At 67.1% G+C, this 11376-nt stretch carries 10 protein-coding genes; 9 read left to right on the top strand and 1 reads right to left on the bottom strand.

The window, feature by feature from the left end; translation table 11 throughout:
- Positions 1 to 286: 286 nt before the first annotated feature.
- Complete coding sequence (locus O0J15_RS19030; protein ID WP_171952935.1) at positions 287 to 2350, bottom strand: 3-hydroxyacyl-CoA dehydrogenase NAD-binding domain-containing protein; 2064 nt, start codon at positions 2348 to 2350, stop codon at positions 287 to 289.
- Between the two features lie 235 nt (positions 2351 to 2585).
- On the opposite strand from O0J15_RS19030, the gene rpoE reads away from it, so the two are divergent.
- The 9 genes from rpoE (at position 2586) to recO (ending at position 11236) form a co-directional block, all read left to right on the top strand.
- Entirely contained in the window at positions 2586 to 3206 is a 621-nt protein-coding gene (gene rpoE, locus O0J15_RS19025) for an RNA polymerase sigma factor RpoE (RefSeq protein ID WP_019662172.1), read from the top strand.
- On the top strand, positions 3203 to 4084 hold the full coding sequence (locus O0J15_RS19020) for an RseA family anti-sigma factor (protein WP_134732519.1): 882 nt from the start codon (positions 3203 to 3205) through the stop codon (positions 4082 to 4084). The genes rpoE and O0J15_RS19020 overlap by 4 nt, the downstream gene beginning before the upstream one ends.
- 74 nt (positions 4085 to 4158) lie before the next feature.
- Positions 4159 to 5691 carry a DegQ family serine endoprotease gene (locus O0J15_RS19015; protein WP_308306114.1) on the top strand — a complete coding sequence of 511 codons (1533 nt, stop codon included), beginning with the start codon at positions 4159 to 4161 and terminating at the stop codon, positions 5689 to 5691.
- A 180-nt stretch (positions 5692 to 5871) separates the two neighbouring features.
- On the top strand, positions 5872 to 7665 hold the full coding sequence (gene lepA, locus O0J15_RS19010) for a translation elongation factor 4 (RefSeq protein ID WP_019662169.1): 1794 nt from the start codon (positions 5872 to 5874) through the stop codon (positions 7663 to 7665).
- Positions 7666 to 7719: 54 nt separating this feature from the next.
- Positions 7720 to 8514: a signal peptidase I gene (gene lepB / locus O0J15_RS19005; protein ID WP_019662168.1), complete on the top strand. Its 795-nt coding sequence runs from the start codon at positions 7720 to 7722 to the stop codon at positions 8512 to 8514.
- Positions 8515 to 8551: 37 nt separating this feature from the next.
- Positions 8552 to 8935 carry a DUF4845 domain-containing protein gene (locus O0J15_RS19000; RefSeq protein ID WP_010482821.1) on the top strand — a complete coding sequence of 128 codons (384 nt, stop codon included), beginning with the start codon at positions 8552 to 8554 and terminating at the stop codon, positions 8933 to 8935.
- Positions 8925 to 9605: a ribonuclease III gene (rnc, locus tag O0J15_RS18995; RefSeq protein ID WP_019662167.1), complete on the top strand. Its 681-nt coding sequence runs from the start codon at positions 8925 to 8927 to the stop codon at positions 9603 to 9605. Before O0J15_RS19000 ends, rnc begins: the two co-directional genes overlap by 11 nt.
- Positions 9602 to 10498: a GTPase Era gene (era, locus tag O0J15_RS18990; RefSeq protein WP_019662166.1), complete on the top strand. Its 897-nt coding sequence runs from the start codon at positions 9602 to 9604 to the stop codon at positions 10496 to 10498. Before rnc ends, era begins: the two co-directional genes overlap by 4 nt.
- An 18-nt stretch (positions 10499 to 10516) precedes the next feature.
- Entirely contained in the window at positions 10517 to 11236 is a 720-nt protein-coding gene (gene recO, locus O0J15_RS18985; RefSeq protein ID WP_155029935.1) for a DNA repair protein RecO, read from the top strand.
- Positions 11237 to 11376 lie beyond the last annotated feature (140 nt).

Raw genomic sequence — 11376 nt, 5'->3', positions numbered from 1 at the left:
CCCCCCCCCCCCCCCCCCCCCCCCCCCCCCCCGACCTCTGACAGTTTCCGTGTGCTGTCCAGCCACGGAGAAGAAAAAGAAAATCAAAAGCAAACGTCGCTTCGCTCGCATCCACGCATGGCGTGGATCAAGCGTGTCGACCAAGGTCGACACCTACCAGTCATCGCAGTTCACCAACCGACACCGCCCCGCCCAACAAACAGAAAAGCCAGAGCCGGCTGTTGCTCCGGCTCTGGCTCTGGTTTTTGCTTCTGCGGGTGCCGGGCCGCAGGCCCGGCCGATAAACTCAGACCACCGGTTCGCGCAGGGCGGGGTTGTCCCAGCCCGGGCGCGGGGCGAAGCGGTCGCCATGCCGCTGCTGCAGCGCCTTCAACCGCTCGACGATCGCATCGGCACCCACCGCACGGATGTGCTGGATCGGGCCGCCACGGAACGGCGCGAAACCGGTACCGAAGATCACGCCCGCATCCAACAGGTCCGCATCGGCCACTACACCTTCGTGCAGGCACGCAACCGCCTCGTTCAACAGCGGCAGGATCAGGCGGTCCTCCAGATCGGCCGGGGCCTGGTAATCGCTGGCCACGTCCGGCTTCTTCGGCTTGCCGTTCTCCCAGGTGTAGATGCCCTGGCCATCCTTCTTGCCGCGCTTGTCCTGTTCCACCGTCTGCAGGGCCGCCGGAATCTGCAGGCCGAGGAACGGCGCCAGTTCGCGGCCCACGCCCGCAGCCACGTCCAGCCCCACGGTGTCGATCAGTTCGATCGGTCCCATCGGCATGCCGAACTTCACGGCGGCCTTGTCGATCACCGGGCCCGGAATGCCTTCGGCATACGCGGTGGCCGCTTCCAGCATGTAAGGGAACAGCACGCGGTTGACCAGGAAGCCCGGGCTGCCGGCCACCGGCACCGGGAACTTGCCCAGTGCCTTGCAGAACGCGGCCAGGCGGCGTTCGGTTTCCGGCGCCATGCCGTCGTGATGGATGATCTCCACCAACGGCATCTGCGCGACCGGGTTGAAATAGTGCAGGCCGGCGAACTGCGCCGGGCGCTGGATGTGATCGCGCAGTTCAACCAGCGGGATCGACGAAGTGTTGGTTGTCAGCAGCGCGTCCTGCTTCATCTTCGGTTCCAGCGTCTGGTACAGCGCACGCTTGGCCTCGGGGTTCTCGATGATGGCCTCGATCACCAGATCGGCTTCGGCCACGCCGTTGCCTTCCAGATCGGCACGCAGGCGCGCGGCCACGGCAGGGCGCTTGCTCTCGTCACGCACCTTCTTGGCGAACAGCGCCTGCGCGCGTTCCATGGCCGGGTCGATGAAGCGCTGCTCGCGGTCCTGCAGGGTCACCTCGAAGCCCTTGTAGGCGGCCCACGCGGCGATGTCGCCGCCCATCACGCCGGCGCCGACCACGTGCACGTGACGGATGCCGGAATCACCACCGCCCAGGCCCTTCAGTCGCTCGGTCAGGAAGAAGATACGGATCAGGTTGCGCGCGGTCGGTGTACTGGCCAGCTTCACCACCGCGCGCCGCTCGGCGTCCAAACGCGCCTGGATCGGCTTGCCACCACTGCGTTGCCAGGTGCTGATCAGCGCGTACGGCGCCGGGTACTGGTCCTTCTTCGCCTTGCGTGCGACCTGCTTGACCATCTGCGGCGCCAGCAGCCGGCGTGCCAGCCAGGTGTTGGTGGCCCAGGCCATCGCGCGCTGCTTGAACGGGCGGCTGGTGCCGGACAGCGCCAGCGCGACGGCGGTGTCGAGCACCACCGCCGGCGCCACCACCTTGTCGACCAGGCCGATGCCACGCGCGGCCGAGGCCGACAGGGTGCGTCCGGTCAGCATCATGTCCATCGCCGCCGGTGCACCCACCAGTTGCGGCAGGCGGGCGCTGCCGCCCCAGCCCGGGAAGATGCCCAGCTGGGTTTCCGGCAGGCCGATGCGGGTGCTGCTGTCGTTGGAGGCCACGCGGTAGCGGCAGGCCAGCGCCAGTTCGGTGCCGCCTCCCAGGCAGTGGCCATGGATCGCCGCCACGGTCGGGCAGGGCAGTTCGGCCAGCTTCTGGTAGGTGGCCTGGCCACGCCGGATCGCGTCGTTGACAGTGCCGCGACGGTCGAACTCCTGGAACTCCTTCAGGTCGGCACCGGCAATGAAACCGGCCTTCTTCAGCGACTGGATCACCACGCCCTTGGGAGGATCCAGCGCGATGCGCTCAAGCAGGTCGCCCAGCTCCAGCAGCACGTCCTGCGACATGGCGTTGACGCTGCTGTCCTGACGATCCAGGGAGAGAACCACCACGCCGTCGTCGCGGATCTCGGGGTGCCAGTGGCTGAAGCGGAGACCATCGAAGCCTGAGAGCATGGACGTTCCATCCGGTTGTGTATGGAGAAGCGGCTATGATCCAGAGGTTGTTTCCCCCGCGTCAAATCCCAATAGCAGGGGAGTGGCGCCCCCGGATCCATGGCCGTGGACCGGGACGCTAACGGAACGGTGGTTAAAAGCTGGTGCGGCGCCAGGTGATCGGCGACTGAACTTTTCCCGGGATTGGCAGTCTCATTGCCCGACGTCGGTTGGGCTGACAGGAGTGCGGCCCCTCATGGCCGAGGTTGATACACCACAGGAGCTGGATCTGGAACTGGTCCGGCGCGTGCAGCACGGCGAGAGTGCCGCCTTCGATGTCCTGGTGCGCAAGTACCAGCATCGGGTGGTGGCCCTGGTCGGTCGCTACATCGCCGACTGGAGCGAATGTCAGGACGTCGCCCAGGACACTTTCATCCGCGCCTACCGCGCGATCGGGAGTTTCCGTGGCGACGCCCAGTTCTCAACCTGGTTGCATCGAATCGCCGTGAATACCGCCAAAAACTACCTGGCTTCACACAATCGACGGCCGCCGACCGATGACATCGACATCGGCGACGCCGAACAGTTCGACACCGGTACCCGCCTGCGCGACACCGACACGCCCGAACGCGAATTGATGCGCCAGGAGCTGGAACAGACGGTAATGAAGGCCGTCAACGCGCTGCCGGAAGAACTCCGGTCGGCAATCACCCTGCGCGAGGTGGAAGGCCTGAGCTACGAGGATATCGCGCAGAAGATGGGGTGCCCGATCGGCACGGTGCGTTCACGGATCTTCCGGGCGCGCGAGGCGATCGACACCGAACTCCGGCCGCTGCTGGACATCGGCAGCGCCACCCGTGAGAAGAGCCGCGTATGACCAGTAAACCGTTCAACGAATCGCAGAACCACCAATCGCCCGCCGGACAGCGCCTGGACCAGCGCCATCGCGAGCAGCTGTCGGCCCTGGTCGATGGTGAACTGGGCGCCGACGAAGCGCGCTTCCTGCTGCGCCGGATGGAGCACGACCCCGAGCTGGCCGGATGCCAGGAACGCTGGCAGCTGCTGGGCGACGTGATGCGCGGGCAGGCGTCGGCGCTGGCGCCGGCCGGCTTCAGCGCGGCCGTGGCCGCCGCCATCGCGGCCGAACCGGCGCCGCAGGTCGAGCCGCGTCGCCAGGTACGCCGCAGTGGCTGGCGGGCCTGGGGCGGCGGCGCCGCCCTGGCCGCGTCGGTGGCCGCCGTCGCGCTGTTCATCGGCGGCGAGAAGCTGAAGGAGGCCACGCCGGGTGAACCGCTGGCGCCGCAGGTGATCGCCAGCCAGGCGGAGCTGGCGCCGGCGCCCACCACGCCGGCCCCGGTGACCGAGGCTTCGGTGGATACGGCCGCGATGGCCGTGGCTGCTGCGCCGGCTGTGGCGATGGCCGCTTCCAGCCGTCGTCAGGACGCCCGCCGTGCCAGCGCCACGCGTACCCAGCAGGCTGCGCGTGCCGCCCAGCGCGACGAGGCCCCGCAACGGGCCGTCGCCGCAGCGCCGGCGCCGTTGACCCCGACCGTGCCGGCCAACGCCAGCCGCAACCTGCCGTTCGGCGAGGTGGGCGGACTGCAGGCCCGGCCGTGGCCGCGTTCCAGCCTGGCGCCCGCTGCCGGTGGCGCACTCAATGCCAGCTTCCCGGCCCATGCCGGCGGCGCGGCGTTCTATCCGTTCGAGCCGCGCCTGCAGGACGACCTGCCGGTGCCGCCGCGCCCGCGCGACTGAGCCGGGCGCTTTCACGCCCCGCCGCCGGCGGGGTCCGTATTCCTCTTTCCATCCGATCCGGAGGTTGCCGTCCGATGACTCCCCGACTCCGCACGCAGGCCATGGGTCTGCTGGCCCTGACCCTTCCCCTGGTGGCCTGCGCACAGGCCCCCGCGCCTGCCGCGCAGACCCAGCCTGCGCCAGCTGCAGCAGCGCGGGCACCGGCGCAGCCGCTGGTCAGCGGCCTGCCCGACTTCACCAATCTGGTCGAACAGGTCGGCCCGGGCGTGGTCAACGTCGACACCACCATCGTCCGCAACAACCGCCAGGTCGCCCGCGGCCCGATGGGCGACGATGACATGCCGGAGTTCTTCCGCCGCTTCTTCGGCCCGGACTTCCCGATGCCCGGGCAGGGGCCGGGTGGGCCGGATGGCGGCCCCAGCATCAAGGGCCGTGGCATGGGCTCGGGCTTCATCATCTCGCCCGATGGCTATGTACTGACCAACTACCACGTGGTGGCCGATGCCAGCGAGGTGAAGGTCAAGCTGGGCGACCGCCGTGAGTTCACCGCGAGAGTGGTGGGCAGCGACCAGCAGTACGACGTCGCGCTGTTGAAGATCGACGGCAAGAACCTGCCGACCGTGCGCGTTGGCGACTCCAACTCCCTCAAGCCGGGCCAATGGGTGGTCGCGATCGGCTCGCCGTTCGGCCTCGATCACTCGGTCACTGCCGGCGTGGTCAGTGCCCTTGGCCGCAGCACCGGCGGGCCGGACCAGCGCTACGTGCCCTTCATCCAGACCGACGTGGCGATCAACCAGGGCAACTCCGGTGGCCCGCTGCTGAACACGCGTGGCGAAGTGGTCGGCATCAACTCGCAGATCTTCTCTGCTTCGGGCGGCTACATGGGCATCAGCTTCGCGATCCCGATCGACCTGGCGATGAGCGCGGTCGAGCAGATCAAGAAGACCGGCAAAGTCACCCGTGGCCAGCTCGGCGCGGTGGTGCAGGAAATCGACGGCCTGAAAGCGCAGGCGATGGGCCTGCCGGACAGCCGCGGCGCCCTGGTCAACCAGATCGTGCCGGACTCGGCTGCAGCCCGGGCCGGGGTGAAGATCGGCGATGTGATCCGTTCGGTGAACGGCGCGCCGGTCAACAGCTGGTCCGACCTGCCCCCGCTGATCGGCGCGATGGCACCGGGCAGCCGGGTCACCCTGGGCGTGATCCGCGATGGCAAGCCGCGCGACCTCAGCGCCACCCTGACCGCACTGACCGAAGATGCGCAGGCCAGTTCGCGTGGCCCGGCTGCCGGCAACAGCGATGCGGCTCCACAGGCCGGCGCCAACGCCCTGCTGGGGCTGGACGTCAGTGACCTGACCGCGCCGCAGCGCAAGCAGCTGGGCCTGGAATCGGGCGAGGGCGTGCGCATCACCGGGGTCAAGGGCCAGGGCGCGCGCGATGCGGGCCTGTCTCCGGGCATGGTGATCCTGCAGGTAGCCAGCACCCAGGTCGGCAGCGTGGACGCGCTGAACCGTGCGCTGTCCAGCTACAAGAAGGGCGACGTGGTGATGCTGCTGGTGCGCACCGGCAGCGGCAACAGCGCGTTCGTAGCGGTCAAGGCTGGCCAATAAGGCCGGTGCAGGGCCGCCCCGGCGGCCACGTGGTTCCCCCGAAGCCCCCCCCCGGCGGGGCTTCGGCCATTCCGGGCCCGGCTCGATGAGGCCGTTTTCGCGGGCGGGCGCCGGGCATGCGATAATCGACCGTTACCCTGACGACGCCGCGCGCCGCCGCCACCTATGTCTTCTGATTCGATGCGGAACATCCGCAACTTCTCCATCATCGCCCATGTCGACCACGGCAAGTCCACGCTGGCCGACCGCATCATCCAGCTCTGTGGTGGCCTGCAGGCCCGCGAGATGGAAGCGCAGGTGCTCGACTCCAACCCGATCGAGCGCGAGCGTGGCATCACGATCAAGGCGCAGTCGGTGTCGCTGCCGTACCTGGCCAAGGACGGGCAGACCTACCACCTGAACTTCATCGACACCCCCGGCCACGTCGACTTCTCCTATGAAGTCAGCCGCTCGCTGGCCGCCTGCGAAGGCGCGCTGCTGGTGGTCGATGCCGCCCAGGGCGTGGAAGCGCAGTCGGTGGCCAACTGCTACACCGCGGTGGAGCAGGGCCTGGAAGTGGTGCCGGTGATCAACAAGATCGACCTGCCCACCGCCGACATCGAGCGCGCCAAGGCCGAGATCGAGGCCGTGATCGGCATCGACGCCTCCGACGCGGTGCCGGTCAGCGCCAAGACCGGCTTGAACGTGCAGGATGTGCTGGAAGCGATCGTGCACCGCATCCCGCCGCCGGCGCCGCGCGACACCGACAAGCTGCAGGCGCTGATCATCGATTCGTGGTTCGACAATTACCTGGGCGTGGTGTCGCTGGTGCGCGTGATGCAGGGCGAGATCAAGGCCGGTGACAAGCTGCAGGTGATGTCCACCGGCCGCAACCACCAGGTCGACAACGTTGGCGTGTTCACCCCGAAGCGCAAGGTGCTGCCGGCGCTGAAGGCCGGTGAAGTGGGTTGGGTCACCGCCAGCATCAAGGACGTGCACGGTGCGCCGGTCGGCGACACGCTGACCCTGGCCGGCGACCCGGCACCGAAGCCGCTGCCGGGCTTCCAGGAAATGCAGCCGCGCGTGTTCGCCGGCCTGTTCCCGGTCGATGCCGAGGACTATCCGGACCTGCGCGAAGCGCTGGACAAGCTGCGCCTGAACGATGCCGCGCTGCGCTTCGAGCCGGAAAGCTCCGAGGCGATGGGCTTCGGCTTCCGCTGCGGTTTCCTCGGCATGCTGCACATGGAAATCGTGCAGGAGCGCCTGGAGCGCGAATACAACCTGGACCTGATCAGCACCGCGCCGACGGTGGTGTATGAAGTCCTGAAGACCGATGGCTCGATCATCAACATGGACAACCCGGCCAAGCTGCCGCCGGTGAACCAGGTCGAGGAGATCCGCGAGCCGATCATCCGTGCCAACGTGCTCACCCCCGAGGAGTACATCGGCAACATCATCAAGCTGTGCGAAGAAAAGCGCGGCAGCCAGATCGGCATCAACTACCTGGGCAGCCAGGTGCAGATCAGCTATGAATTGCCGATGGCCGAGGTGGTGCTGGACTTCTTCGACAAGCTGAAGTCGGTCAGCCGTGGCTATGCCTCGCTGGACTACCACTTCGTGCGCTTCGACGCGGGCCCGTTCGTGCGCGTGGACGTGCTGATCAACGGTGACAAGGTCGATGCCCTGTCGCTGATCGTGCACCGCAGCCATGCCGACCGCCGCGGCCGCGAGCTGTGCGAAAAGATGAAGGACCTGATCCCGCGCCAGATGTTCGACGTGGCCATCCAGGCCGCCGTTGGCTCGCAGATCATCGCCCGCACCACGGTCAAGGCCATGCGCAAGAACGTGCTGGCCAAGTGCTATGGTGGCGACGTTTCGCGCAAGAAGAAGCTTCTGGAAAAGCAGAAGGAAGGCAAGAAGCGCATGAAGCAGGTCGGCCGCGTGGAGATCCCGCAGGAAGCGTTCCTGGCCGTGCTGCAGATGGACAACAAGTAAGCCCGCACCGGCCCTGCGGGGCCGGTCGTCTGGTGACGTTGCAAAGGACCCTGAATGAAACTGTTTGAGATCCTCCTGGTCGTGCTGACCCTGGCCTCGGGCCTGATCCTGCTTGCGGACAAGCTGTACCTCGCCAAGCGTCGCGCCCAGCGCGCGGGCCTGCTCGATTCCGAGCCGGTGCTGGTGGATTACTCGCGTGCGTTCTTCCCGGTGCTGGCGATCGTGCTGGTCGTGCGCAGCTTCATTGCGGAGCCGTACAAGATTCCATCCAGTTCGATGATGCCGAACCTGCTGATTGGCGATTTCATCCTGGTCAACAAGTTCTCCTATGGCCTGCGCCTGCCGATCAGCAACACCAAGATCGTGCCGTTTGGCGAGCCGTCGCGTGGTGACGTGGTGGTGTTCCACTTCCCCGGCCATGGCGAGAACGATCCGGCCAAGGGCGAGAACTTCATCAAGCGCGTGATCGGCGTGCCGGGTGACACCGTGGTCTTTGAAGGCGACGGCGTGATCCTCAACGGCGAGCCGCTGAAGTATGACAACAAGGGTATCTACGCCGGCCACAAGGGCCAGGGCGAGGGCGCCAACCTGCTGCTCGAGCACCTGCCGGGCCGCACCCACACGGTGCTGGAGACCGACTATCCGCGCGGCCAGGGCCAGTGGACCGTGCCGGCCGGCAAGTACCTGGTGATGGGCGACAACCGCGACAACAGCGATGATGGCCGGTTCTGGGGCCTGCTGCCGGAAGAAAACCTGCGCGGCAAGGCGTTCCTGATCTGGCTGAACTGCCAGGGCTGGTTGTGCAAGGATGGCTTCGAGCCGTCGCGGATCGGCTCGAGCATCAACTGAGTACCTTCACATCCAACGCGTATCTGGGGAGAACGCAATGAAGACGATGAACACGCAGCGTGGCATGACCTTGACCTCGTTCCTGACGGTCCTGATCGTGGTGGGCTTCTTCCTCTACATCGGCATGAAGCTGTTCCCGATGTATCAGGAGTACTACGCTGTGCGCTCGGCGATGAAGAGCCTGGCCAACGAGCCGGGCGTGGGCAGCATGGAGCCGGCGCGCATCCAGGACCTGTTCTTCAAGCGCCTGTACATCAACTACTCGGACAACGTGAAGCCGGCCAACGTGAAGTTCGACCGTCGCGACAATGGCTGGACCCTCAAGGTCAACTACGAAGTGCGCCGTCAGCTGATCGGCAACCTCGATGTGGTTGGCAAATTCGATTCTTCCCAGGACCTGACACGAAGCGGTGCCCAGTAAATTCATCCAACGTGGCGACCTGATCGGTCATGCCTTCAGCGACCCGGCGCTGCTCAAGCAGGCGCTGACGCATCGCAGTGCCGGTGCGCCGCACAATGAGCGGCTGGAGTTCCTTGGCGACAGCATCGTCAACATGATGGCGGCCGAGGCGTTGTACCGGCGCTGGCCCAAGGCCGACGAAGGGGCGATGACCCGTGCCCGCGCAGAGCTGGTGCGTGAAGGCGCGCTTGCGGTGATCGGGCGCAGCCTGGAACTGGGCGAGCGGCTGACCTTGGGCCCGGGCGAAATGAAGTCCGGTGGTCATCGCCGCGACTCGATCCTGGCCGATGCGGTGGAAGCCGTGGTGGCTGCGATCTACCTGGATGCCGGCTTCGAGGCCTGCCGGGCAGTGGTGCTGCCCTGGTTCAGTGCTTCGATCGAGGCGCTGCCGGCCTCGGGCCGGCCTGAGAAGGATCCCAAGACCCGCCTGCAGGAATGGCTGCAGGCCCGACAGAAGGCGTTGCCGCAGTACGAGCTGGTGTCAGAATCCGGTGACGACCACGCCAAGCACTTCCGGGTACGCTGCAACGTAGCCGACCCGGCCGCCAGCACCGAGGGCGAAGGCGCCTCGCGGCGGCTTGCCGAACAACAGGCGGCTGCGGCCGTCCTAGAACAACTGGATTCCAAGTGAGCGAACAAACTTCCCATCATTGCGGCAGCGTGGCCGTCATCGGCCGCCCGAACGTGGGCAAATCGACCCTGACCAATGCCCTGGTCGGCGCCAAGGTCAGCATCGTTTCCAACCGCCCGCAGACCACGCGCCATCGCCTGCTGGGCATCGCCACCTATCCGGAAGGACAGCTGGTGCTGGTCGACACCCCCGGCCTGCACAAGGTGCAGAAGCGGGCGATGAACCGGGTGATGAACCGCGCTGCGCGCGGCTCGCTGGAAGGCGTCGACGCCGGCCTGCTGGTGATCGAAGCCGGCCGCTGGGATGAAGAGGACAGCCTGGCTTTCAATGTGCTGCGCGACGCTGGCATTCCGGTGGTGCTGGTGGTCAACAAGATCGATCGCCTGAAGGAGAAGGGCGCGCTGCTGCCGTTCCTGCAGCAGGTGACCGAAGGTCGCGACTTCGCCGCCGTGCATCCGATCTCCGCGCAGAAGCGCAACGGCCTGGAAGCGCTGGTGCGCGATGTGCTGAAGCTGCTGCCGGAAGCCCCGCCAATGTTCGGCGAGGACGAGATCACCGACCGCAGCCAGCGTTTCCTGGCCGGTGAACTGGTGCGCGAGCAGCTGATGCGCCAGCTCGGCGAGGAACTGCCGTATGCCACCACGGTGGAAATCGAGCGTTTCACCGAAGATGGCAACCTGCTGCGCATCGGTGCGGTTATCTGGGTCGAACGTGAAGGCCAGAAGGCGATCGTGATCGGCAAGGGTGGCACCCGGCTGAAGGAGATCGGCGCCAAGTCCCGCCTGCAGATGGAACGTCTGTTCGGGGCCAAGGTGTTCCTGGAGACCTGGGTGCGCGTGCGTGAAGGCTGGTCCGACGACGAGGCCGCACTGAAGGCCTTCGGTTACGAGTAAGTCGTTGCGGTCGCTTCGATGCTGATCGAGGACGACACCGGCTTCGTGCTGCATGCACGGGCCTACCGCGAGACCAGCCTGCTGGTCGAAGTGCTGAGCGCGCAGCATGGCCGTATCGGCCTGCTCGCGCGTGGTGTGTCAACCGCCAAGGGCCAGGTGCTGCGCGCTGCCCTGCAGCCATTGCAATGGATCCGCTTCAGTGCCCAGCAGCGCGGTGAACTGGCCCAGCTGCGCGGTGCCGAGGCGCTGGATGCCGCGCCACGCCTGGTCGGCCAGGCGATGTTGGCCAGCTTCTACCTGAGTGAACTGACCCTGCGCCTGGCTCCGCGCCAGGACCCGCTGCCCGGGTTGTACCTGGCCTACGGCGAGGCACGTGCGCGGCTGGCCGTGGGCGCCGGCCTGGCCTGGACCCTGCGTCGCTTCGAACGCGAGCTGCTGTCCGCGCTGGGCCTGGGTTTCGATCTGGACAGCGCCAGCGATGGCCAGCCGATCGACCCGGCGGCGCGCTACGAACTGGATCCTCAGGAAGGCGCGCAGCGACTGCTGAGCGAGCGCGGCGGGGAGCGCCGGGCGGCGGCCACTGGCTCGGCGCTGCTGGCGTTGGCGGCCGACGAAGAGCCCGCTGCCGCCGACCTGGCCAGCCTGCGCCTGCCGATGCGGCGGGTGCTGGCCCATCACCTCGGGCCGCGCGGCCTGAAGTCCTGGGAAATGCTCGAGCAGCTCGCACCCCGCAGGTAGGGGGTGTTCGGCAGGGCTTGCAGCCCTGCACCTGCCGAATCAACGGCAACGGCAAAAGCTGGCTACTCGTGGGTAGGCGGGGTGGGTCCGGTTGCGGGAGACGCCGTAAACCCATCCATGCCGCGGACACTCCCGCAACC

The organism is Stenotrophomonas sp. Sm10 (assembly GCF_030985515.1).
Classification (GTDB): domain Bacteria; phylum Pseudomonadota; class Gammaproteobacteria; order Xanthomonadales; family Xanthomonadaceae; genus Stenotrophomonas; species Stenotrophomonas hibiscicola.
This window is presented reverse-complemented; position numbering and strand designations above follow the sequence as displayed.

What these genes read in the sequence shown, in the direction of transcription:
- rpoE (WP_019662172.1), top strand. Translation starts at nt 2,586, where the DNA reads ATGGCCGAGGTTGATACACCACAGGAGCTGGATCTGGAACTGGTCCGG.
- O0J15_RS19000 (WP_010482821.1), top strand. Translation starts at nt 8,552, where the DNA reads ATGAAGACGATGAACACGCAGCGTGGCATGACCTTGACCTCGTTCCTG.
- O0J15_RS19030 (WP_171952935.1), bottom strand. Translation starts at nt 2,350, where the DNA reads ATGCTCTCAGGCTTCGATGGTCTCCGCTTCAGCCACTGGCACCCCGAG.
- lepB (WP_019662168.1), top strand. Translation starts at nt 7,720, where the DNA reads ATGAAACTGTTTGAGATCCTCCTGGTCGTGCTGACCCTGGCCTCGGGC.
- lepA (WP_019662169.1), top strand. Translation starts at nt 5,872, where the DNA reads ATGCGGAACATCCGCAACTTCTCCATCATCGCCCATGTCGACCACGGC.
- O0J15_RS19020 (WP_134732519.1), top strand. Translation starts at nt 3,203, where the DNA reads ATGACCAGTAAACCGTTCAACGAATCGCAGAACCACCAATCGCCCGCC.
- O0J15_RS19015 (WP_308306114.1), top strand. Translation starts at nt 4,159, where the DNA reads ATGACTCCCCGACTCCGCACGCAGGCCATGGGTCTGCTGGCCCTGACC.
- recO (WP_155029935.1), top strand. Translation starts at nt 10,517, where the DNA reads ATGCTGATCGAGGACGACACCGGCTTCGTGCTGCATGCACGGGCCTAC.